The following is a 23,345-nucleotide window of genomic DNA, read 5'->3' as shown; positions in this document are numbered from 1 at the left end:
TGTCGCGATAGGGCCGCAGAGCGGCCCCTCAGGTCAGATCACTCGATCTGACCATGGCAATGCTTGAACTTCTTGCCCGAACCACACCAGCACGGCTCGTTGCGGCCCAGCTTCTGCTCGTTGCGCACCGGCGCGGCAGCCACGGCCACTTCGGCGCCCTCCTCGCTCTGCTGCTCGGCTTCAAGACCAGGGGCAGCGGCGTGCTGGAACTGCATGCGGCTGGCCAGCTCCTCGGCCTCGCGACGCAGACGGGCTTCCTCTTCGGCTGGATCTTCGCGACGCACCTGAACGTGGGACAGCACACGAATGGTGTCGCGCTTGATCGACTCGAGCAGTTCCTGGAACAGGGTGAACGATTCGCGCTTGTACTCCTGCTTCGGGTTCTTTTGCGCGTAACCACGCAGGTGAATACCGTGACGCAGGTGGTCCATGGTCGACAGGTGGTCTTTCCACAGGTCGTCCAGCACGCGCAGCAGGATCTGCTTCTCGAAGGTGCGCAGGGCCTCGATGCCGGCCTGGTCTTCCTTCTCGGTGTAGGCGCGGGTGATCTCGTTCAGCAGCTTCTCGCGCAGGGTCTCCTCGTAGAGGTGATCGTCCTCGTCGAGCCACTGCTGGATCGGCAGCTTCATGGCGAAATCGCTGGCCAGCGACGCTTCCAGACCGGCCACGTCCCACTGCTCAGGCAGCGACTGCGGTGGAATGTGCTGGCTGATGGTGGCATCCAGGACTTCCTTGCGGAACTCTTCGATGGTATCGCCAATGTTCTCGGCGGCCAGCAGGCTGTTGCGCATGTGGTAGATCACCTTGCGCTGCTCGTTGGCCACGTCGTCGTATTCGAGCAACTGCTTGCGGATGTCGAAGTTGCGGCCTTCGACCTTGCGCTGGGCTTTCTCGATGGCGTTGGTCACCATGCGGTGTTCGATAGCCTCGCCGGACTGCATGCCCAGGGCCTTCATGAAGTTCTTCACCCGGTCGGAGGCGAAGATACGCATCAGGCTGTCTTCCAGCGACAGGTAGAAGCGGCTCGAACCCGGGTCGCCCTGACGACCGGAACGGCCGCGCAGCTGGTTGTCGATACGGCGGGATTCGTGACGCTCGGAAGCGATGACGTGCAGGCCGCCAGCCTCGATCACTTGCTGGTGACGTTTCTGCCAATCCGCCTTGATCTGGGCGATCTGCTCGGCGGTCGGGTTCTCCAAGGCCGCCACTTCGGCCTCCCAGTTGCCGCCCAGCAGGATGTCGGTACCGCGACCGGCCATGTTGGTGGCGATGGTCAGCGCACCTGGCGCGCCGGCCTGGGCGATGATCTCGGCTTCCTTCTCGTGGTACTTGGCGTTCAGTACCTTGTGGTCGATGCCTTCCTTCTTCAGAAGGTTCGACATGTGCTCGGACGTTTCGATGGTCGCGGTACCTACCAGTACCGGACGGCCATGACTCAGGCTCTCTTTGATGTCAGCGATGATCGCGGCATATTTTTCGTCCGCGGTCAGGTAGACCAGGTCGTTGAAGTCCTTGCGCGCCAGCGGCTTGTTAGGCGGAATGACCATCACGTTGAGAGCGTAGATCTGGGCGAATTCGAACGCTTCGGTATCGGCGGTACCGGTCATGCCGGACAGCTTGGTGTAGAGACGGAAGTAGTTCTGGAAGGTGGTCGAAGCCAGCGTCTGGCTTTCGGCCTGGATGTTCAGGTTTTCCTTCGCCTCGATGGCCTGGTGCAGGCCCTCGGACAGACGGCGGCCTGGCATGGTACGGCCGGTGTGCTCGTCGATCAGCAGGACCTGGCCGTCCTGGACGATGTACTCGACGTTGCGGTGGAACAGCTTGTGCGCACGCAGGCCGGCGTAGACGTGGGTCAGCAGGCCCAGGTTGTGCGCCGAGTAGAGGCTTTCGCCCTCGGCCAGCAGACCGGCCTGGGTCAGCATCTCTTCGATGTACTGGTGACCGGCCTCGTTGAGTTCGACCTGGCGGCTCTTCTCGTCGATGGTGAAGTGGCCTTCCTGGGTGACCTGACCTTCGACCTCTTCGATGTGCTGCTTCAAGCGCGGGATCAGGCGGTTGATCTCGATGTACAGCTTCGAGCTGTCTTCGGCCTGGCCAGAGATGATCAGCGGGGTACGGGCTTCGTCGATGAGGATCGAGTCGACTTCGTCGATCACGGCGAAGTTCAGTTCACGCTGGAACTTCTCTTCCTGGCTGAAGGCCATGTTGTCGCGCAGGTAGTCGAAACCGAATTCGTTGTTGGTGCCGTAGGTGATGTCGGCGGCGTAGGCGGCGCGCTTCTCTTCCGGCGGCTGGAAGGCCGATACGATGCCAACGGTCAGGCCGAGGAATTCGTACAGCGGGCGCATCCAGTTGGCGTCACGGCGGGCCAGGTAGTCGTTGACGGTCACGACATGCACGCCCTTGCCGGACAATGCATTGAGATAGACGGCCAGGGTACCGACCAAGGTCTTGCCTTCGCCGGTGCGCATTTCTGCGATCATACCCTCGTGCAGGGTCATGCCGCCGATCAGCTGCACATCGAAGTGACGCATGCCCATGACTCGCTTGCCGGCCTCACGGGCAACGGCGAAGGCCTCGGGCAGCAATTGGTCCAGTGTCTCGCCTTTGGCCAGGCGCTCCTTGAACTCTGCGGTCTTGCCCCGCAGCTGCTCGTCGGAGAGGGCCACCATCTTCTCTTCGAGAGCATTGACGATGTTCACCGTCTTGAGCATGCGTTTGACTTCACGCTCGTTCTTGCTTCCAAAAAGTTTCTTTAACAAAGGCGCAAACATATCGGCAGGATCTTCCACACGTAGGGATGGAGGGCGGCCCCATGAGTCGCCCGTGCAGCCCTGAGGCCGCATGCGAACGAGCATTCTACCCGGAAACGATGGTGAGGAAAGTGGTGGATTTCCACGATGCTGGCACAGCGCTTTGGCGGGGGCGTTTCTAAGATAGGGTCATTTTCACTGAGTTCAACCCTTGTGTTCATGAAACGTATCGCGAATGACTCGTATCCCGCAGGGTCTGCACCGACGTATTGCCGGCCAGCCGGCGATGAGGCCAGCCAGGGTGCCGGAAATGTTAGACTGCCGATCTTGTAACCGCGTGCGTACCCCATGGCCTACAAACCCACTCCCGCCCAGCCGCCCTCTGCCCTGTTGCGCCAGAACCGCCCGCTGCGCTTGTTACTGAACCAGGCCGAGCGCCTGGAGCACTTGCAGCGCCTACTGGAAAGCCAGCTGCAACCAGCCGCCCGCGAGCACTGCCATGTGGCATCGTGGCGCGACGGCACGCTGTTACTGGTGGTGACCGACGGTCATTGGGCTACACGCCTGCGCTATCAGCAAAAGCGCCTGATGCGCCAGCTACAGGCCATGGAAGCGTTCGGCAACCTCTCCCGTATCCTGTTCAAGGTGCAGCCGCCGCTGGTGCCTGCCAAGCGTGGCGGACATGCCATCGAGCTGTCGAGCACGGCGGCCGAGAGCTTGCGTGACACCGCCGAGGGCATTGCTGACCCCAAGTTGCGCGCCGCACTGGAACGACTGGCCGCGCACGCCCGAGAGAAGTAGCCAGGCGCATCGCGAGCAAGGCTCGCTTCTACCGAAGATGCGCGCGATAACGTGCCAGGCGCCGAAGCGGTCGCGCGCGCATCCCGCAGGCATGACTGGCCCGAAACAGAGGTGGGAGCCCTTCCTCCCGACACCACACGATCCAGGCAATAAAAAGGCCACCCGAAGGTGGCCTCAATGAACTAGAGAGTGTTCGAACTTACACGGCCGCAACAGGGCGCATGTACGAGATCGGTGCCGTACTGGCATCTTCGAAAGTGACCACTTCCCAGGCATCTTTTTCAGCAATGAGCTTGCGCAGCAGCTGGTTGTTCAGCGCGTGTCCGGACTTGAAGCCCTTGAACTCGCCGATCAGGCTGTTGCCCAGCAGGTAAAGGTCGCCGATGGCATCGAGGATCTTGTGCTTGACGAATTCGTCTTCATAGCGAAGGCCGTCTTCGTTCAGCACGCCGTCTTCGTCGACAACGATGGCGTTCTCGACACTGCCGCCCAACGCGAGGTTGTGCTTGCGCAGGTACTCGATGTCACGCATGAAACCAAAGGTACGGGCGCGGCTGACTTCCTTCACGAACGACGTGCTGGAGAAGTCGACGCTGGCACTTTGGGTCCGGTTGCGCAGCACCGGGTGGTCGAAGTCGATCTCGAAGCTCACCTTGAACCCGTCGAACGGCAGGAAGGTAGCGCGCTTGTCGCCCTCCTCCACTGTCACTTCGCGCAGGATACGGATGAACTTCTTGGCTGCGTCCTGTTCTTCCAGGCCAGCAGACTGAATCAGGAATACGAAGGGACCGGCGCTGCCATCCATGATCGGCACTTCCGAGGCGGAGAGCTCGACGTAGGCGTTATCGATGCCCAGGCCCGCCATGGCGGAGAGCAGGTGCTCGACCGTATCGACCTTGACGTCACCGTTGACCAGCGTCGTCGACATGGTTGTCTCACCGACGTTGGCCGCGCGCGCCGGGATTTCGACCACAGGGTCGAGGTCGGCGCGACGGAAGACGATGCCGGTGTCAACAGGCGCAGGCTTGAGGGTCAGGTAGACCTTCTCCCCGGAGTGCAGACCGACACCTGTGGCACGGATGGTATTCTTCAGGGTGCGTTGTTTAATCATGGCATTGGCCGCTTCAGCGCAAATTGCGAACAGGTATCAACAAAGGCTGGGGATGATAACAGACCCGGCCTTTGCTGAACACCAATCACCCCTATACCCCTGATAAATTCCATTAATCAGCCTGACGACGCAGGAATGCCGGAATATCAAGGTAGTCCAGATCATCCTGTGGGTTGAGTTTAGCTGCCGCGGCGGCACCTGCATGGGCCTGGTTGCGCATCACGGTCGGACGCTCCAGGTCACGGTAGTTGACCGCTGGCTGCTCCTGACGCGCAGGCGCAGGGTTGGACGACTCGTATACCTGTTGGGCGGTCTGCAGGGTGTTGTCCACCACCTTGACCGGCTTCTCGATACGAGCGCCCAGGCCAGTGGCGACCACGGTGACGTGCAGCTCGTCGCGCATGTCCGGGTCGATAACGGTACCGACCTTGACCATCGCGTGGTCGGAGGCGAAGGCTTCGATGATGCTACCCACATCGGAGTACTCGCCCAGCGACAGGTCGGGACCTGCGGTGATGTTGACCAGGATACCGCGAGCGCCCTGCAGGTTGACGTCTTCGAGCAGCGGGTTGCGGATGGCCGCCTCGGTCGCCTCGCGAGCACGGTTCGGACCGCTGGCGCAGCCAGTGCCCATCATCGCCATGCCCATCTCGCCCATCACGGTACGCACGTCGGCGAAGTCGACGTTGATCATGCCCGGACGCTTGATGATGTCGGAAATACCGCGAACGGCGCCGGCCAGCACGTCGTCGGCCTTGGCGAAGGCAGACAGCAGGCTGGCATCCTTGCCCAGGATGGTCAGCAGTTTTTCGTTAGGGATGGTGATCAGCGAGTCAACGCTTTCCGCCAGCATACGGATGCCTTCATCGGCGATCTGCATGCGCTTGCGGCCCTCGAACGGGAACGGACGGGTCACCACGGCAACGGTGAGAATGCCCATTTCCTTGGCCACTTCGGCGATGATCGGCGCCGCACCGGTACCGGTACCACCCCCCATGCCAGTGGTGATGAACACCATGTTGGTGCCCTGCAGCACCTCGGCGATACGCTCACGGTCTTCCAGCGCGGCCTGACGACCGACTTCCGGATTGGCACCGGCACCCAGGCCTTTGGTCACACCGGTACCCAGTTGCAGGATGGTGCGCGCGCCGATGTTTTTCAGCGCTTGAGCATCGGTGTTGGCGCAGATGAACTCGACGCCTTCGATGTTGCTCTTCACCATGTGGTTGACGGCGTTGCCGCCGCCACCGCCAACGCCGATCACCTTGATGACCGGACTTTGCGGGACGTTGTCTACGAGCTCGAACATTTTCCCTCTCCTTACAGTTCTCTAGTTGTCGCGCCTACCACTACTGCTTTGAAACTTAGAAGTTGCCCTGGACCCACCGCTTGAAGCGCTCAAGCACTGGGGCCTTCGGTTCATCGCCATAGCTGTTGCTGCTGCTGTTACCAGTCAGGGGCAAGTCCTCGGTCTGCTTCTGCAGGCCATAGGTGAGCAAGCCCACGCCAGTGGAATAGATCGGGTTGCGCACCACGTCGCTCAGTCCCCGAACGCTGTGCGGTACGCCAAGGCGTACCGGCATGTGGAAGATTTCTTCGGCCAGTTCCACGGCACCTTCCATCTTCGCGGTGCCACCGGTAAGGACGATGCCGGCTGGCACCAGGTCCTCGTAGCCGCTGCGACGCAGCTCGGCCTGGATCAGGGTGAAGAGCTCGTCGTAACGCGGCTCCACCACCTCGGCCAGGGCCTGACGCGACAGCTCGCGCGGAGGACGGTCGCCCACGCTTGGCACCTTGATGGTCTCGCCAGCGCCGGCCAGCTTGGCCAGGGCGCAGGCGTAACGGATCTTGATTTCCTCGGCGTACTGGGTGGGCGTGCGCAGGGCCATGGCGATGTCGTTGGTCACCTGGTCGCCCGCGATCGGGATCACCGCGGTGTGGCGGATGGCGCCTTCGGTGAAGATGGCGATATCGGTCGTGCCACCACCGATGTCTACCAGGCACACGCCCAGTTCTTTCTCGTCGTCGGTCAGCACCGAGTAGGCCGAGGCCAGTTGCTCGAGGATGATGTCGTCAATTTCCAGGCCACAGCGGCGCACGCACTTCTCGATGTTCTGTGCCGCATTGACTGCGCAGGTGACCACGTGGACCTTGGCTTCCAGACGAACGCCGGACATGCCCAGCGGCTCGCGCACGCCTTCCTGGTTATCGATCACGTAGTCCTGCGGCAGGGTGTGCAGCACGCGCTGATCGGCCGGAATGGCCACGGCCTGGGCAGCGTCGAGTACCCGCTCAAGGTCGGCGAGACTCACTTCGCGATCGCGAATGGCGACGATACCGTGGGAGTTCAGGCTGCGGATATGGTTGCCGGCCACGCCGACGAATGCGGAGTGGATGCGGCAACCGGCCATCAGCTGCGCTTCTTCCACCGCGCGCTGGATCGACTGCACGGTGGACTCGATGTTCACCACCACGCCTTTCTTCAGGCCACGGGACGGATGGGTGCCGATACCCACGATTTCCAGGGTGCCGTCTTCGGCCACTTCACCCACCAGCGCCACCACCTTGGAGGTGCCGATGTCCAGCCCGACGATCATTTTGCCGCTATGCGCGTTTGCCATGGTCCTGCCTCTCTCTAATTCTTCGCAACGGCGGGTTGGGCCGTCGTCGGTGCAATCGGTTCCCGCCAACCAACGGCAAGTCCGTTGGAATAACGCAGATCAATGCGGGCGATGTTGGTGATCTGCTCTTTGAGTGTCTTGTCGTAAATGGCAATGAAACGGCGCATCTTCTCCACCAGGTGATCGCGCCCCAACAGCAGCTCGACACCCGACCCGGCGCTACCCGCGCCTGTGGTCAGGAACCAGCTGCCCCGCTCGCGCAGCTCCAGGCGAGCGATGGAAAAGCCCAGGGGGCGCAGCATCTGGCTCAATACCTGATACTGCTGCATGACTTGTTGCTGAGCGCGCTGCGGCCCGAACAGCTGCGGCAGGTGCTCGTAGTTGGCCAACTCGCGCGGGGTGAAGGCCTGGCCTTGGTTGTTGAGCAAGGCTTCGTCCCCCCAGCGCGCAACCGGCAACTGTTCCTCAAGGCGAATCACCACCTCGTCCGGCCATACCCGGCGAACCTCGGCATGGGCGATCCATGGCATCTGCTCGAGCTCTGCGCGCATCGCCGTCAGGTCGACGCTGAAGAAGCTCGACGCCACGTACGGCGCGATCCGTTGCTGCACCGCCTGCTGGCTGATGTAGCTCAGGTCGCCTTGTACGGCGATCTTGGTGATCGGCCGGTCGGCGTAAGGCATGAGGCGAATGGCGCCTTCGTAGGCACCAAAGCCCGCCGCCACCAGCAGCACGGGCCACAGCAGGCGCTTGAGACCACCGAGGCTTGGCCGAGGCAGGCGCGCCGATACGGGCTCGTCGGCCACCAGTCGGCTGGCACCACGCGGCACCGGCTTGCTACGGCCGGTAACGGGTTGCTGCTGACGTATCATCGCGCCTTGCATGGCTCTTAACCTCGCGTCACGACGCTTTCAGCCAGGATCGCCAGCACCAGTTGCTGGAAGTCCAGGCCGGCCGCGCGCGCCGCCATGGGCACCAGGCTATGGTCGGTCATGCCGGGTGCGGTGTTGACTTCGAGCAGCCAGAACCGGCCCTGCTCGTCCTGCATCACGTCCAGCCGCCCCCAGCCTTCGATGCCGATGGCATCGCAGGCGCGCGCGGTCAGGTCGATCAGTTCCTTTTCCTTGGCACTGTCCAGGCCGCACGGAATGCGGTACTGGGTGTCATTGGCAATGTACTTGGCGTCGTAGTCGTAGAACACGTGCGGGGTGCCCAGCGCAATCGGAGGCAGCACCTGGCCGCGCAACACTGCGATGGTGAACTCCGGGCCGTGAATCCATTGCTCGACCAGAACTTGCGAATCGTACTTGGCGGCGTCCTTCCAGGCGGCGACCAGCTCTTGCACGCTGTTCACCTTCGCCATGCCGATACTTGAACCTTCATGGGCCGGTTTGACGATCAACGGGAAGCCCAGTTCCGCACCGGCGGCAACACAATCGCTCTCGCTGGCCAGCACGGCGTGGCGCGGGGTCGGAATGCCCAGGCTCTGCCACACCTGCTTGGTGCGCAGCTTGTCCATGGCCAGGGCAGACGCCAGGATCCCGCTACCGGTGTAAGGGATGCCCAGGCACTCGAGCAGGCCTTGCATGCTGCCGTCTTCACCGCCACGGCCGTGGAGAATGATGAAGGCGCGGTCGATCTTCTCGCTCTGCAGGCGGGCCAGCAGGTCATCACCCACATCGATGCCTACCACGTCCACACCGGCAGTGGTCAGCGCATCGATCACGGCGGCGCCAGACTTCAGCGACACCTCGCGCTCGGCGCTCTTGCCGCCGTACAGCACGGCGACACGACCGAATGCCTTGACGTCGAGGGTGGAATGCAGCTTGTCGTAGGCGCTGGTCATTTCGACTTCTCCTGCTTGGCGCCAGCGAACAGCGGGCTTTTCATCAATTGCGGGGCCAGACCGCCGACATCACCGGCACCCTGGCACAGCAGGATGTCGCCGGCGCGCAGCAGCGGCTGGACCAACGGCGCGAGTTCCACGCCACGTTCGATATAGATGGGGTCGAGCTTGCCGCGCTGACGGATGCTGTGGCAGAGCTGACGGCTGTCGGCACCCGGAATCGGCTCTTCGCCGGCCGGGTAGACTTCCATCAACAGCAGCACGTTGGCGTCGCCCAGCACCTGCACGAAGTCGTCGTACAGGTCACGGGTACGGCTGTAGCGGTGCGGCTGGTAGACGATCACCAGTCGACGGCTTGGCCAGCCGCCACGTACGGCCTTGATGACCGCAGCCACTTCGGTCGGGTGGTGACCGTAGTCGTCGACCAGCATCACGCTGCCGCCTTCGACTGGCAGCTCGCCGTAGACCTGGAAGCGCCGCCCCACGCCCTGGAAGCCGGACAAGCCCTGGACGATGGCTTCGTCGCTGATGCCTTCGTCAGTGGCGATGGCGATGGTGGCCAAGGCGTTCAACACGTTGTGGTTACCGGGCATGTTCACCGACACATCCAGCGGCTCGCGGTCGCGGCGCAGCACGGTGAAGTGGGTCTGCATGCCCTGCTGGCGCAAGTTGATGGCGCGCACGTCGGCCTCTTCGCTGAAACCGTAGGTGACCGTCGGGCGCTTGACCTGCGGCAGGATCTCGCGCACTACCGGGTCGTCCAGGCACATCACGGCCAGGCCGTAGAACGGCAGGTTGTGCAGGAACTCCACGAAGGTTTTCTTCAGCTTGTTGAAGTCGCCTTCATAGGTGGCCATGTGGTCGGCGTCGATGTTGGTGACTACCGCGACCATCGGCTGCAGGTGCAGGAAGCTGGCATCGCTTTCATCGGCTTCGGCGATCAGGTAACGGCTGGTGCCCAACTGCGCGTTGGTCCCGGCCGCCGTCAGGCGCCCGCCGATGACGAAGGTCGGGTCCAGGCCACCCGCGGCGAACACCGAGGCCAGCAGACTGGTGGTGGTGGTCTTGCCGTGGGTACCGGCAACCGCTACGCCGTGGCGATAGCGCATCAGCTCGGCAAGCATCTCAGCGCGCGGCACCACTGGAATGCGGCGCTCCAGTGCGGTGGCGACTTCCGGGTTGGCCGGATTGATGGCGCTGGACACGACCAGCACGTCGGCATTGGCGGCGTTCTCGGCACGGTGGCCGACGAAGATCTGGGCACCGAACGATTCCAGGCGCTCGGTAACTGGCGAGGCCTTCAGGTCGGAACCGGACACCTGGTAGCCCAGGTTGAGCAGCACTTCGGCAATACCGCACATGCCCACACCGCCGATACCGACGAAGTGAATACGGTTGATCCGACCCATTTTCGGCTGGGGCATGGCTTTCTGGCTTTCAACCATGTGCCACCTCCAGGCAGATGTCGACCACGGTGCTGGTTGCAGCAGGTTTGGCCAGGCTCCGTGCGGTGCTGGCCATGGTGTTGAGTTTCTCGGGTTGCATCAGCACCTCGTTCAGGCGTTCAGCGAGCTGCGCTGCGCCAGTTGTCGCTTGTGGCATCAGGAAGGCCGCGCCTTCCCGAGACAGGTATTGGGCGTTATGGGTCTGGTGATCGTCGATGGCATGGGGCAAGGGCACCAGCATCGAAGGCAGGCCAGCCGCCGCGAGTTCGCTGACGGTCAGGGCACCGGCCCGGCAGACCACGATATCGGCCCAGGCATAGGCTTGGGCCATGTCCTTGATGAACGGTTCGACCTGAGCCTGGACCCCAGCCTCGCGGTAACGCTCGGCGGTGATCGGCGCGTGCTGCTTGCCGGCCTGGTGGAATACCTCGGGCCGCAGGTTCGCGGGCACCTCGGACAGGGCCTTAGGCAACAATTTGTTCAAGGGTTCCGCACCCAGGCTGCCCCCCATGACCAACAGGCGGGCCCGGCGCTCGGCCAAAGGCGCACGCTGAGCGTCCATGAACAGCTCAGGGCGCACGGGGTTACCCGTGGTGCGACGTTTGTCGCTGGCCTCGAAGGTGTTCGGAAACGCTTCGCAAACGCGTGCCGACAGCGGTACCAGCAGGCGGTTGGCAGTGCCGGCGCGGGCGTTCTGCTCGTGAATGACCAGCGGTATGCCGCACAGACGCGCAGCGACACCGCCCGGGCCGGTCACGTAGCCGCCGAAGCCCAGCACGCATACCGGCTTGAGCTGCCGAATGATACGGCGTGCCTGAAGCACAGCCTTGACCAACGTGAACGGTGCCTTGAGCAACGACAGCTTGCCCTTGCCGCGCAGGCCGCTGACCTGGATCAGGTGCAGTGGCAGACCGGCCTGTGGCACCAGTTCGTTTTCGATGCCGCGCGGCGTGCCCAGCCAGTGCACGCTGTAACCGCGAGCCTGGAATTCACGTGCGCAGGCCAGGGCCGGGAATACATGCCCGCCGGTGCCGCCCGCCATGATCAGTACGTTTTTGCCGTTAGCGGCCATGGCTGGTCTCCTCGGCAAAATCGCTTTCCTTGAATTCATGTTCCTCGCTACCCAGGTGCGTGCGGCTTTCCCACTCGATGCGCAGCAACAACCCCACGCAGGCGCAGCAGATCACCAGCGAGCTGCCTCCGTAGCTGAGGAACGGCAAGGTGAGGCCCTTGGTCGGCAACAGACCGACGTTCACCCCGATATTGATCAGGAACTGGCCGATCCACAGGAAGGCTAGACCGAACGCCATGTAGGCGGCGAAGAACTGCTTGGCTTTCTCGGCCCACAAGCCGATGTAGAGGGCGCGCACGGTGACGAACACGAACAGAGCGATGGTCGCCAGCGAACCGACGACGCCCAGCTCCTCGGCCAGGACCGAGAACACGAAGTCGGTATGCGCTTCGGGCAGGTAGAACTGCTTCTGCACGCTGTTGCCCAGCCCCACGCCCAGCCACTCGCCACGGCCGAAGGCGATCAGCGCCTGGGTCAACTGGTAGCCGGAACCGAACTGATCGGACCACGGATCGGTGAAGGTGATCAGACGGGCCATCCGGTACGGCTGTGCCTGCACCAGCACGAACACCGCCACTACCGCCAGCACCACCATCAAGCTGAAACGGAACAGCCCCACCCCGCCGAGGAACAGCATGGCCGCCGCTGCGCCCATCATGACCACGGTGGCGCCGAAGTCCGGCTCCATCAGCAGCAGCGCGGCCATGGGCAGCAGGACGATGAAGGGCTTGAAGAAGCCCATCCAGGTCTCGCGCACCTCGGTCTGCCGCCTTACCAGGTAGCCGGCCAGGTAGATGACCACGAACACCTTGGCGATTTCCGAAGGCTGGACGTTGAAGAAACTGAAGCCGATCCAGCGCATGGAACCGTTCACTTCGCGACCGATACCTGGCACCAGCACCAGTACCAGCAGGCCGAAGGCGCCAAGCAGCATCATGAAGCCCATGCGTTGCCAGGTAGCGATAGGCACCATCATGGTCGCCCCACACGCCACCAGCCCCAGGACCACGTAAACCAGGTGGCGGAACATGTGATAAAGCGGATTGCCGGACTGCACCGCAGCCACTTCCGAGGAAGCCGAGGTGATCATCACCAGGCCCAGGCCGAGCAGCGCCAGGCACCCGGCCAGCAGCGGGAAATCGAGGTCGATGCCACGTCCGCTGATCAGCGGCGACGGGTATGGCTTGAGGATGCCGAAGATCATGCAAGCCCTCCCGCCGCCTGGGCGAACAGGCGCCCGCGTTCTTCGAAGTTCTTGAACATATCGAGGCTGGCGCAGGCAGGCGACAGCAAGACGGCGTCACCGGACCGGGCCAGTTCGGCACATTGGTGCACGGCCTCGTCCAGCGTCTTGACCCGCACCAACTGCACGCCATCACCCAAAGCCTCGGCCAAGCGCTCGGCATCACGGCCCAGCAGCACCACGGCGCGGCAGTACTGCGCTACCGGTTCGCGCAGGGCAGAGAAATCGGCACCCTTGCCGTCGCCACCCGCGATCAGCACCAGCTTGCCGTCGATGTCGGCCCCCAGGCCCTCGATGGCCGCCAGGGCCGCCCCCACGTTCGTGGCCTTGGAATCGTCGTACCAGTTCACCCCGTTGCGCTCGCGTACCCATTGGCAGCGGTGGGCCAGGCCACCAAATTCACGCAGGGCTTCGAGCATGGGCTCGAACGGCAGGCCAGCAGCATGGCCAAGGGCCAGGGCAGCCAGGGCATTGCTCTGGTTGTGCGATCCACGGACCTTCAGCTCGCGCACCGGCATCAAGGCCTGGAACTCGAAGGCCAGGTATTTCTCGCCGTCGACTTCGCGCAGGCCAAATGCCTTGAAGTCAGGCGCATTGAGACCGAACGTCCAGCAGGGGCGACCTTCGATAGGCAGCGGGCGGCTCAGCGCATCCTGGCGGTTTACCACGACCTGACGGGCGCCGCGGAAAATACGGTGCTTGGCCAAGTGATAGGCCGGCAGCCCGCTGTAGCGGTCCATGTGGTCTTCGCTGATGTTCAGTACCGTGGCCACTTCGGCGTTGAGCTGGTCGGTGGTTTCCAGCTGGAAGCTCGACAACTCCAGGACGTACAGCTCGACATCATCAGCGAGCAGATCCAGCGCCGGCGTGCCGAGGTTGCCGCCTACTGCCACTCGCTTTCCTGCCTTGGCCGCCATCTCGCCGACCAGGGTAGTCACGGTGCTCTTGGCGTTGGAACCACTGATCGCGACGATCGGCGCCTTGGCGTGGCGAGCGAACAGCTCGATGTCACCCGACAATTTCACGCCACGCGCGGCCGCCTGCTGCAGCGCCGGGGTCGACAGCGCAAGACCTGGGCTCACATACAACTCGTTGGCGCGGCACAGGAAGTCCACGTCCAGCTCGCCACAGCGCACTTCCACCTGCGGGTACTCACGGCGCAGGGTTTCCAGTTCCGGTGGTTGCTCGCGGGTGTCGGCGACCGCAAAGGCAATGCCCTGGTTCGCCAGGAAGCGAACCAGGGACATGCCGCTCTTGCCGAGGCCGACAACGATGCGGAATTGGTCGGAAGCGATCAGTGACACGCTCATCTACCTCAGTTTCAGGGTTGCAAGGCCGATCAGCACCAGAATCACGGTGATGATCCAGAAACGGACGATCACCCGCGGTTCGGGCCAACCCTTGAGTTCAAAGTGGTGGTGGATCGGTGCCATGCGGAACACGCGCTTGCCCGTGAGCTTGAAGGAGGCGACCTGAATCACCACCGACAAGGTCTCCATGACAAACACGCCGCCCATGATGAACAGCACGATTTCCTGACGCACGATCACGGCGATGGTACCCAGCGCGGCCCCCAGTGCCAGTGCGCCAACGTCGCCCATGAAGACCTGGGCCGGATACGTGTTGAACCAAAGGAAGCCCAGGCCCGCACCGATCAGCGCGCCGCAGAACACGATCAGCTCGCCCGAGCCCGGCACGTACGGGATCAACAGGTATTCGGCGAATTTCACGTTACCCGACAGGTAGCAGAAGATACCCAGGGCACCGCCCACCATCACGGTCGGCATGATGGCCAGGCCATCCAGGCCGTCGGTCAGGTTGACCGCGTTGCTGGAGCCGACGATCACGAAGTACGTCAGCACAACGAAGCCGATACCCAGCGGGATGGTGACATCCTTGAGGAATGGCACGATAAGGGTGGTCTCGATGCTGGTCGGAGCGGTCTTGTACAAGAAGACCGCGGCTCCCAGGCCGAACACCGACTGCCAGAAATACTTCCAGCGACTCGGCAAGCCGCGGGAGTTCTTCTCGATCACCTTGCGGTAGTCGTCGACCCAACCGATGGCACCGAACAGCAGGGTGACGATCAGCACGACCCACACATAACGATTGCTCAGGTCGGCCCACAACAGGGTGCTGACGCCGATGGCGGACAGGATCAAGGCACCGCCCATGGTCGGGGTGCCGGACTTGGACAGGTGCGATTGCGGGCCGTCGTTACGGACAGCCTGACCGATCTGGCGAATCTGCAAGGTGCGGATCATCCACGGACCCAGCCACAGCGCCAGGGACAACGCGGTCAGTACACCGAGAATCCCGCGCAGGGACAAGTACTGAAAGACCGCGAAGCCTTTGTGGAACTGTTGCAGATACTCAGCCAACAGCAGCAGCATTAATGTTTCTCCCCGCTGGCACCGCACAAAGCCGCCACGACGTTTTCCATCGCAGCGCTGCGCGAGCCCTTGATCAAGATTGTGGTGTCGCTGGCTGTCTCGCCGCGAACGGCGTCGATCAGCTCAGCTTGCGTTGCGAAGTGACGGCCATTGGCGCCGAACGCTTTGACCGCGTGTGTCATGTTGGTTCCCACCGCATACAAGGCATCGACCTTGCCGCGCGCGTAGTCGCCCACCTGACGGTGACCTTCCTCGGCCCATTGGCCCAATTCGCCGATATCCCCAAGCACCAGAACGGTGCGCCCGGAAAAGCCGGCGAGTATATCAATGGCCGCGCACATGGAGGTGGGATTTGCGTTGTAGCTATCGTCGATGACGCGCACGCCGTTCGGCGCAATCTGCGCCACAGTCCGGCCCTTGACCGGCTGCACGGCGCCCAGCCCGACGGCGATGCCGTGCAGGCTCAGACCAACGGCATGGGCCGCGGCCGCGGCCGCGAGGGCGTTGCTGACGTTGTGTGTGCCGAGCAGGTTGAGCTGCACTGGCACGCTGCCATCTGGCCCCACCAGGGTGAACGACGGGCAACCCCGGGCATCACGCCCGATATCCCTGGCATGGAAGTCCGCCCGCGGGTTGTCCAGGGCGAAGCTCAGGACCCGATGAGTGCCGGCACGCTTGCGCCAGATCTCGAAGGCCTTGTCTGCCAGGTTGAGGATGGCGGTGCCGCCCTCGCCCAGCCCTTCGAGGATTTCCCCCTTGGCCTCGACGATTTTCTCCGGCCCACCGAACTCACCCACGTGGGCAGTACCGGCATTGTTGATGATGACCACCTGTGGCTGGGTGAGGCCCACGGTGTAACGGATTTCGCCAATGCGCGACGCGCCCAGCTCGATGACGGCGGCGCTGTGCTCGGGGGCGATTTCCAGCAGTGTCAGCGGCGCGCCCAAGTCGTTGTTCAGGTTGCCACGGGTCGCATGTACCACCCCACGCGTACGCAGGATAGCCGCCAGCATTTCCTTGACCGTGGTCTTGCCACTGGAACCGGTGATCGCCACGACCGGCTTGTCGAACTCGGCGCGGTTCAATGCACCCAACTGTCCCAGGGCCAGCCGGGCATCGGCCACGACCAGTTGGGGGAGCTCGACATCGGCGATTTCGCGCTCGACCAAGGCAGCAACCGCGCCCTTGGCTTTTACATCAGCCAGGTAGTCGTGGCCGTCGAAACGCGGCCCCGTCAAGGCAACGAACAGTTGGCCGGCGCTGACGCTGCGGCTGTCGATGCTGACACCGTTGAAGCTGGCATCGGTACCCACCAACCGCGCATTCAGTGCAGTGGTCAGGTGGCTGAGTATCATGGGTTTAAGCATGCGGAGCCTCCCAGGCTGCAAGTGCCTTCTCGGCTTCGACCAGGTCGGAGAAATCGTGGCGCTGGCCGTTGATCTCCTGGTAGTCCTCGTGCCCCTTGCCGGCCAGGACGATCACGTCATCGGCGGCGGCAGTTGCGATCAGGTGCGCGATGGCTTCACCGCGACCGGCGACGAATTCGGCGGCGTCCGGCTTGCTGAAACCGGGGCGAATATCGTCGAAGATGCGCAGGGGGTCTTCGGTACGCGGGTTGTCGTCAGTGACCAGCACGCGGTCGGCCAGGCGCTCGGCCACGTCGGCCATCAACGGGCGCTTACCGCGATCACGGTCGCCACCACAACCGAACAGGCATAGCAGCTTGCCGTGAGCATGCGGACGCAGGGCCTCGAGGACCTTCTCCAGCGCATCCGGGGTGTGGGCGTAATCAACCACCACCAGCGGCTTGTCACCGCCACCCAGGCGCTGCATGCGACCGACCGGCCCGTGCAAGTCAGGGGTGACCTTGAGAATCTCGTCAAGCGAGTACTCGAGCGCCAACAGCGTGGCAACAGCGGCGAGCATGTTACTCAGGTTGAAGCGGCCCAGCAGCTGGCTGCGCAGGATACGTTCGCCCTGGGCAGTGACCAGTGTGGCGCGCACGCCATCATCATCGAAATGCGCTTCGCGGCAGAATAGCGAAGCGTCCGGGTTTTCCAGGCTGTAACTGAGCAGCCGGGTCTCGACATGGTCGACACTCGGGCGGCGGGCATAGTCTTCGGCCAGGCGTCGACCGAAATCATCATCCAGATTGACCACCTGGCAACGCAGGCTGGGCCATGCGAACAACTTGGCCTTGGCGGCCTCGTATGCCTCCATGCTGCCGTGGTAATCCAGATGGTCGCGGGACAGGTTGGTCATGACCGCGATGTCGAATTCCAGCGCAGCGACACGCCCCTGCTCCAACGCATGGGAGGACACCTCCATGGCCACGGCCTTGGCGCCACCCTTCTTGAGATCGTTAAGGGTCGACTGCACGGCAATCGGATCTGGCGTGGTCAGCCGACCGCTCTGCAACTCGCCATAGAAACCAGTACCCAGGGTGCCGATCAGGCCGCAACGCTGGCCAAGCAGATCGAGCGCCTGGGCTACCAATTGGGTGACACTGGTCTTGCCGTTGGTGCCGGTAACACCCACCAGGTTCAACTGGCGGCTGGGTTCACCATAGAAGTGCCCAGCAATCTTGGACAACTGGGCAACCAGGCCCTTGACCGGGATCAGCGGCACGTCGGTCAGCGGCAGCACATTGGCGCCACGCTCTTCATAAGCCACTGCGGCAGCGCCACGGGCCAAGGCATCGGCAATATGATCACGACCATCGACCTTCGCGCCTGGCACGGCCAGGAACAGGTCACCAGGGCGCACATGGCGGCTGTCCAGGGTCAGCTCACGAATCAGCGGATCGCGGCTGGCATGGGCGAAAAGCTTGCTCAATGGCATTGTCATCATCCACGCCCTCCCTTGGCGGCTGCTGCATTGACTTGCGATGTTTCAACGGGTGCTGGGGGCGGCAGGTTGTCTGGCGGCACGTTCATCAGGCGCAGGGTGCCCGACATGACCTTGCTGAATACCGGCGCCGAAACCAGACCGCCGAAGTAACCGCCCTTGCTCGGCTCGTCGATGACCACGACGATGGCGTAACGCGGGTCGCTCATCGGCCCGAAGCCGGCGAACAACGAACGGTAGGCGTTCTCGGTGTAGCCCTTGGAGCCAACCGTGGCCTTACGCGCCGTACCGGACTTGCCACCGACGTGATAGAACGGCACCTGGGCACGGAACACGCCGCGCGGCGCTTCGATGACCTGCTGCAGCATGCCCTGGATGGTTTCGGCGGTTTCCTTGGGAATCGCCTGCACGGCTTCAGGCGCCTTGTCGACCTTGAGGATCGACAGCGGCACCATCTTGCCGTCGTTGGCCAGCGCCGCGTAGGCGTGCACCAACTGCAAGGCGGTGACCGAAACGCCGTAGCCATAGGAAAGGGTCGCGGTTTCGGCCTTGCGCCACTCACGGTGGTTCGGCAGGTTGCCGACGCGCTCGCCCGGGAAGCCCAGGCCGGTGTATTGGCCCAGGCCAACCTGGGACATGACCCGATAAATCGCCTCGCCACCAATGTCGAAGGCGATCTTGCTCATGCCCACGTTACTGGAGTTGATCAGGATGCCGGTCAGGTCGAGGATCGGGCCTTCGCTCTTGGACACGTCCTTGATGGTGTAGCGGCCGATCTGCAGGCTGCCCGGATACACCTCGACCTTGTCGGTAGGCTTCCAGCGACCGCTTTCCAGTGCCGCACTCATGGAGATCGGCTTGACGGTCGAGCCCGGCTCGAACACGTCGATGATCGCCCGGTTGCGCATCGCGGCCGGGAACATGCTACGGCGATTGTTCGGGTTGTAGGTCGGCTGGTTGACCATCGCCAGGACTTCGCCGGTCTTGACGTCCATGATCACCAGACTGCCGGCCTTGGCGTCCTGCTCGGCGATGGCGTTGCGCAGTTCGCGGGTCGCCAGGTACTGCAGGCGCAGGTCTATCGACAACGCCAAGGTCTTTCCGGCCTTGGCGTTCTTGGTTACCTGAATGTCCTTGATCAGCCGGCCACGCCGGTCCTTGATCACTTGCCGCTTGCCGGGCACTCCGGCCAGCCATTCGTCGTAGGCCAGTTCGACCCCTTCGCGACCGTGGTCGTCCAGGTCGGTGAAACCGACCATGTGCGCGGTGACATCGCCAGCTGGATAGAAGCGGCGGAACTCCTCCAGGCCGTAGACACCCGGCACCTTGAGGTCGAGCACATGCTGGCCCTGCTCCGGGGTCAGGCCGCGCACCAAGTAGATGAATTCCTTGTTCGCCTGCTGGGTCAGACGCTCGGTCAATTGCTGGGCACTCTGCCCAAGCGCAGCAGCCAGTTGAGGCCAGCGGTCCTTGGATGCCTGCATCTCCTTGGGGTTGGCCCACAAGGTGGTGACCGGCGTACTGACGGCGAGCGGCTCACCGTTGCGGTCGGTGATCAGACCACGGTGTGCTGGAATCGGGATGTGGCGCAGGCTGCGTGCGTCGCCCTGGCCCTTGAGGAAGTCACGATCGACCACCTGCAGGTCGATGATACGCCAACAGATGGCACCGACCATCAAAGCCAGCAAGCCGATCACGACCCGGAAGCGCCAGGGGTAGAGTGCGCCTTCGAGCTTCATCATGGCGCCACCATTCGCACTTCGTCAGCCGCAGGAACGCGCATCTTGAGCTGCTCGGAAGCCAGGCTCTCGATACGGCTGGCAGCAGTCCAGGTACTTTGTTCGAGGATCAGGCGCCCCCATTCGGCCTGGGCTTTGTCGCGCTCGTTCAACTCACCGTACAACGTGTTGAGCAACTGACGGTTCCAGTGGGCGCTGTAGGACACCGCGATGGCCGAAATCAGGACAGCGACGAACAGCAGAAGCATCAGGAAGCTCCCACCTGGAAGAGGCTTGGCAAAAAGCCGGCTCACCGCAGTTTCTCCGCCACCCGCATGACGGCACTGCGTGCCCGCGGGTTGGCTTTGAGCTCTGCTTCGGAGGCGAATTGCGCCTTGCCGATCAGGCGGATTTTCGGTTCGAAGGCTTTGTGCTGCACCGGCAGGTTGCGCGGCAGATTGTCCGCCTCGCCTTTGGCCAGCTTGCGCATGAACAGTTTGACGATACGGTCTTCGAGCGAGTGGAAGCTGATGACGGCAAGGCGGCCACCGACCTCAAGCGCATCGATTGCAGCCTCCAGGCCGGCTTCGAGGTCGCCCAGCTCGTTATTGACGTGAATGCGCAGGCCCTGGAACGCCCGGGTCGCTGGGTTCTTGCCCTTTTCCCAGGCAGGGTTGGCCACCTTGAGCACTTCGGCGAGATCGGCGGTGCGGGTGAACGGCTGTTGTTCGCGACGCTGCACCACGGCACGGGCCATGCGCTTGGCGAAACGCTCTTCGCCGTATTCCTTGAAGACGCGGGCGATCTCTTCCTCGGCAGCGGTGGCGATGAACTCGGCGGCACTGATGCCCTGGTCCGGGTTCATGCGCATGTCCAGGGGGCCATCATTGAGGAAGCTGAAACCGCGCTCGGGGTCGTCCAGCTGCGGCGAAGACACGCCCAGGTCGAGCAGGATGCCGCTGATCTTGCCATCCAGCCCGCGCGCGGCCACCTCCGAGCCCAGCTCGGCAAAGCTGCGCTGCACAATGACAAAGCGGCCGTCTTCGGCCGCCAGCGCTTGCCCGGTTGCAATCGCCTGTGGATCTTTATCGAAGCCCAGCAAGCGACCTTGCGGCCCGAGCTTGCTGAGAATCAGCCGACTGTGTCCGCCACGGCCAAAGGTGCCGTCCAGATAGCAACCGTCGGCGCGCAGGGCCAATGCCTCGACAGCTTCGTCGAGCAATACGGTAATGTGGTTGAAGCCGCTATCTATGGTCACAGGATCAGGTCACGCAAATCGTCGGGCATGGCGCCCGGTTGTTGAATAGCTGCGAGGTCGGCTGCCGAAACCACGTTCCAGGCATCCTCATCCCACAACTGGAATTTGTTCAGTTGCCCCACCAGCATCGCCTTCTTGTCGAGCTTGGCGTATTCGCGCAAACGGGGCGGTACCAGGAAACGCCCGCTGCCATCGAGCTCCAGGTCAACCGCATTGCCGATCAGCAGACGCTGCAGGCGGCGGTTTTCCTCACGCAACGACGGCAAGGCACGCAACTTGGCTTCTATCTGTTCCCACTCATCGAGGGGGTATACGCACAAGCAGGGATCAACGGCATCGATGGTCACGATCAGCTGGCCATTGCAACGCGAATCGAGCTCGTCACGGTACCGGCTCGGCATTGCGAGACGGCCCTTTGCATCGAGGCTGACGGCGTTGGCTCCGCGGAACACGGCTGCGATTCCCCACAATGTTAGCTTTTTTGTGCCAGAAAACCCACTTCATCCCACTTTCTGCCACTTGCGCACACTATAGGAATCCGCCCGCTGCACCGTCAAGGCACGTTCATAAGGAAAACCCTTACAGGACCGAGATTTAGCGCAACAAGGGAAGAAGGAAGCACTGCCGGAAAGAAAAAAAGACGGGGAAAATCAAACGCTCCCAGAGGGATAGAGTTTGAAGTTAAAGTGATTTATTAAGAGTAAGAATTTTTCGGTATTACCAAGAGGGATCTGCTATCGATTCAAGCAGGAGAGGAAGGTGGAGAGTCGATCTGTAAGCCGGGTTTTGTCGAGGACAGTCATTCCTCTACGACGGCCATCACTGGACGCCTCTAGCAACCTACCCGGTTCCGACGCGGGCCACGCCTAATGGAACCCTATTTGGTCTTGCTCCGAGTGGGGTTTACCTAGCCACGGACTGTTGCCAGCCGTGCGGTGCGCTCTTACCGCACCTTTTCACCCTTACCGGCACCGAAGTGCTTAGGCGGTTGTTTTCTGTGGCACTTTCCGTAGGCTCGCGCCTCCCAGGCGTTACCTGGCACTCTGCCCTATGGAGCCCGGACTTTCCTCCCCCTGCCGTCACGCAACAAAAGTTGCGGAACAAAAGCAGGCAGCGACTGTCCGATCGACTCTCCGCCGCCAAGGTTAACGGTAGGCGCGCCCAAGAACAAGCCATACCGCAAAGAATAGCATAAGGCCACTACTGGGCTTTCTGCTTTTCCAGTGCGGCCTGATACAACAGATTCTTGCGCACACCGGTGATTTCCGCAGCCAATGCCGCCGCGCGCTTGAGCGGCAATTCCGCCAGCAACAGATCCAGCACCCGCTGGGCCTCGGCGCTGATGGCCTGGTCGCCCTCCGGCGCACTCCAGCCGCCCACCAACACCACGCACTCACCGCGCTGCTGGTTGGCATCGCTGGCGACAAAAGCTCTCAGCTCACCCAGGGGCAAGCCCTTGAGCGTCTCGAAGGTCTTGGTCAGTTCACGTGCAAGCAGTGCCGGTCGCTCGGCCCCGAACACAGCCTCCATGTCTTCCAGGCACTCGAGGATACGGTGAGGCGCCTCGTAGAAGATCAACGTACGAGGCTCTTCCTTTACCTGCTCGAGCCGGGCACGGCGACCGGCAGCCTTCGCAGGCAGGAAGCCTTCGAAGATGAACCGGTCGGACGGCAGGCCCGCTGCCGACAGTGCGGCGATCAACGCGCACGCACCTGGCACCGGGACCACATTGACGCCTGCCGCTCGCGCCTGACGCACCAAGTGGTAGCCAGGATCGGAAATCAGCGGCGTACCAGCATCGGAGACCAACGCCACATCGTCGCCGGCCAACAGCTTGCCCAGGAACCGACCGCCTTCGTCGCGTTCATTGTGTTCATGGCAGGCAGCCAGCGGCGTATCGATGCCAAAGTGCTGCAGCAAGCGGATCGAGTGCCGGGTGTCCTCGGCCGCTATCAGGGCGACATTGGCCAGTACCTTCAGCGCCCTGGCGCTCATGTCGTCAAGGTTGCCAATGGGCGTTGCCACGACGTACAGCGTACCCACGGTGGTTTTGGAAGCCCCTGCCACATCAGTCACTGCGCACACCTGTCTTTCGGATCAAAGGCGCCATTGTAGCCCGAGCGCTTGTTACAGAGCGCAAAGAACTTCGCATACGACCAATGGTGAGCCACCTATAGTGAAGGTTCCGCATCGGCGACATCGCGCCCCGGCCAGCGCTTGGGTACAATTGCCGGCCA

The 23,345-nt window shown here is 62.7% G+C and carries 19 protein-coding genes and 1 other RNA gene; 1 reads left to right on the top strand and 19 read right to left on the bottom strand.

The features are described from left to right. Positions 1-38: 38 nt before the first annotated feature. Entirely contained in the window at positions 39-2,774 is a 2,736-nt protein-coding gene (gene secA, locus P3R38_RS04510; protein ID WP_027908084.1) for a preprotein translocase subunit SecA, read from the bottom strand. A gap of 327 nt (positions 2,775-3,101) precedes the next feature. Here secA and P3R38_RS04505 point away from each other — a divergent pair, with 327 nt between their 5' ends. Beyond that, positions 3,102-3,554 carry a DciA family protein gene (locus P3R38_RS04505; protein ID WP_023378840.1) on the top strand — a complete coding sequence of 151 codons (453 nt, stop codon included), beginning with the start codon at positions 3,102-3,104 and terminating at the stop codon, positions 3,552-3,554. A 199-nt stretch (positions 3,555-3,753) separates the two neighbouring features. Here the strand turns inward: P3R38_RS04505 and lpxC are convergent, their stop codons facing one another. The 18 genes from lpxC to rsmI form a co-directional block, all read right to left on the bottom strand. Next, positions 3,754-4,665: a UDP-3-O-acyl-N-acetylglucosamine deacetylase gene (gene lpxC / locus P3R38_RS04500; RefSeq protein ID WP_023378839.1), complete on the bottom strand. Its 912-nt coding sequence runs from the start codon at positions 4,663-4,665 to the stop codon at positions 3,754-3,756. Positions 4,666-4,777: 112 nt separating this feature from the next. Then, the gene (gene ftsZ, locus P3R38_RS04495; RefSeq protein WP_023378838.1) at positions 4,778-5,974 is read right to left on the bottom strand and encodes a cell division protein FtsZ; all 1,197 of its coding nucleotides are present in this window, start codon (positions 5,972-5,974) and stop codon (positions 4,778-4,780) included. A 55-nt stretch (positions 5,975-6,029) separates the two neighbouring features. Continuing rightward, positions 6,030-7,286, bottom strand: a complete 1,257-nt coding sequence (gene ftsA / locus P3R38_RS04490; RefSeq protein WP_023378837.1) for a cell division protein FtsA — start codon at positions 7,284-7,286, stop codon at positions 6,030-6,032. Positions 7,287-7,300: 14 nt separating this feature from the next. Continuing rightward, positions 7,301-8,170: a cell division protein FtsQ/DivIB gene (locus P3R38_RS04485; RefSeq protein ID WP_023378836.1), complete on the bottom strand. Its 870-nt coding sequence runs from the start codon at positions 8,168-8,170 to the stop codon at positions 7,301-7,303. Positions 8,171-8,175: 5 nt separating this feature from the next. Then, positions 8,176-9,132, bottom strand: coding sequence for a D-alanine--D-alanine ligase (locus P3R38_RS04480; protein WP_023378835.1), 957 nt, complete (start codon positions 9,130-9,132; stop codon positions 8,176-8,178). Further along, positions 9,129-10,577, bottom strand: a complete 1,449-nt coding sequence (gene murC / locus P3R38_RS04475; protein ID WP_277686865.1) for a UDP-N-acetylmuramate--L-alanine ligase — start codon at positions 10,575-10,577, stop codon at positions 9,129-9,131. Before murC ends, P3R38_RS04480 begins: the two co-directional genes overlap by 4 nt. Next, entirely contained in the window at positions 10,570-11,649 is a 1,080-nt protein-coding gene (gene murG / locus P3R38_RS04470; protein ID WP_104882924.1) for an undecaprenyldiphospho-muramoylpentapeptide beta-N-acetylglucosaminyltransferase, read from the bottom strand. The genes murC and murG overlap by 8 nt, the downstream gene beginning before the upstream one ends. Then, the gene (ftsW, locus tag P3R38_RS04465; protein WP_177325257.1) at positions 11,639-12,850 is read right to left on the bottom strand and encodes a putative lipid II flippase FtsW; all 1,212 of its coding nucleotides are present in this window, start codon (positions 12,848-12,850) and stop codon (positions 11,639-11,641) included. The genes murG and ftsW overlap by 11 nt, the downstream gene beginning before the upstream one ends. Further along, positions 12,850-14,196 carry a UDP-N-acetylmuramoyl-L-alanine--D-glutamate ligase gene (gene murD / locus P3R38_RS04460; protein WP_023378831.1) on the bottom strand — a complete coding sequence of 449 codons (1,347 nt, stop codon included), beginning with the start codon at positions 14,194-14,196 and terminating at the stop codon, positions 12,850-12,852. Before murD ends, ftsW begins: the two co-directional genes overlap by 1 nt. Positions 14,197-14,202: 6 nt before the next feature. Then, positions 14,203-15,285 (bottom strand): phospho-N-acetylmuramoyl-pentapeptide-transferase, encoded by a 1,083-nt coding sequence (mraY, locus tag P3R38_RS04455; RefSeq protein ID WP_023378830.1) that lies wholly within the window; start codon positions 15,283-15,285, stop codon positions 14,203-14,205. Next, positions 15,285-16,652: a UDP-N-acetylmuramoyl-tripeptide--D-alanyl-D-alanine ligase gene (murF, locus tag P3R38_RS04450; RefSeq protein ID WP_277686864.1), complete on the bottom strand. Its 1,368-nt coding sequence runs from the start codon at positions 16,650-16,652 to the stop codon at positions 15,285-15,287. Before murF ends, mraY begins: the two co-directional genes overlap by 1 nt. Beyond that, on the bottom strand, positions 16,645-18,135 hold the full coding sequence (locus P3R38_RS04445) for a UDP-N-acetylmuramoyl-L-alanyl-D-glutamate--2,6-diaminopimelate ligase (protein ID WP_027908083.1): 1,491 nt from the start codon (positions 18,133-18,135) through the stop codon (positions 16,645-16,647). The genes murF and P3R38_RS04445 overlap by 8 nt, the downstream gene beginning before the upstream one ends. Then, the gene (locus tag P3R38_RS04440) at positions 18,132-19,871 is read right to left on the bottom strand and encodes a penicillin-binding protein 2 (protein WP_162144468.1); all 1,740 of its coding nucleotides are present in this window, start codon (positions 19,869-19,871) and stop codon (positions 18,132-18,134) included. The genes P3R38_RS04445 and P3R38_RS04440 overlap by 4 nt, the downstream gene beginning before the upstream one ends. Beyond that, positions 19,871-20,164, bottom strand: a complete 294-nt coding sequence (ftsL, locus tag P3R38_RS04435) for a cell division protein FtsL (RefSeq protein ID WP_023378826.1) — start codon at positions 20,162-20,164, stop codon at positions 19,871-19,873. Before ftsL ends, P3R38_RS04440 begins: the two co-directional genes overlap by 1 nt. After that, on the bottom strand, positions 20,161-21,102 hold the full coding sequence (gene rsmH, locus P3R38_RS04430) for a 16S rRNA (cytosine(1402)-N(4))-methyltransferase RsmH (protein WP_177325256.1): 942 nt from the start codon (positions 21,100-21,102) through the stop codon (positions 20,161-20,163). The genes ftsL and rsmH overlap by 4 nt, the downstream gene beginning before the upstream one ends. A 2-nt stretch (positions 21,103-21,104) precedes the next feature. Next, a complete protein-coding gene (gene mraZ / locus P3R38_RS04425) occupies positions 21,105-21,560 on the bottom strand; it encodes a division/cell wall cluster transcriptional repressor MraZ (protein WP_016395508.1) in 456 nt (151 codons plus the stop codon). A gap of 307 nt (positions 21,561-21,867) precedes the next feature. Further along, an RNA gene (gene rnpB, locus P3R38_RS04420) (RNase P RNA component class A) lies at positions 21,868-22,241 on the bottom strand. Positions 22,242-22,308: 67 nt separating this feature from the next. After that, positions 22,309-23,103 carry a 16S rRNA (cytidine(1402)-2'-O)-methyltransferase gene (gene rsmI / locus P3R38_RS04415; protein ID WP_238346471.1) on the bottom strand — a complete coding sequence of 265 codons (795 nt, stop codon included), beginning with the start codon at positions 23,101-23,103 and terminating at the stop codon, positions 22,309-22,311. Between the last annotated feature and the right edge of the window lie 242 nt (positions 23,104-23,345).

The organism is Pseudomonas sp. NyZ480, from assembly GCF_029537255.1.
Classification (GTDB): Bacteria; Pseudomonadota; Gammaproteobacteria; order Pseudomonadales; family Pseudomonadaceae; genus Aquipseudomonas; species Aquipseudomonas taiwanensis.
Note: the sequence above shows the minus strand (reverse complement) of the source record. Positions and strands in the feature narration are given on the sequence as shown.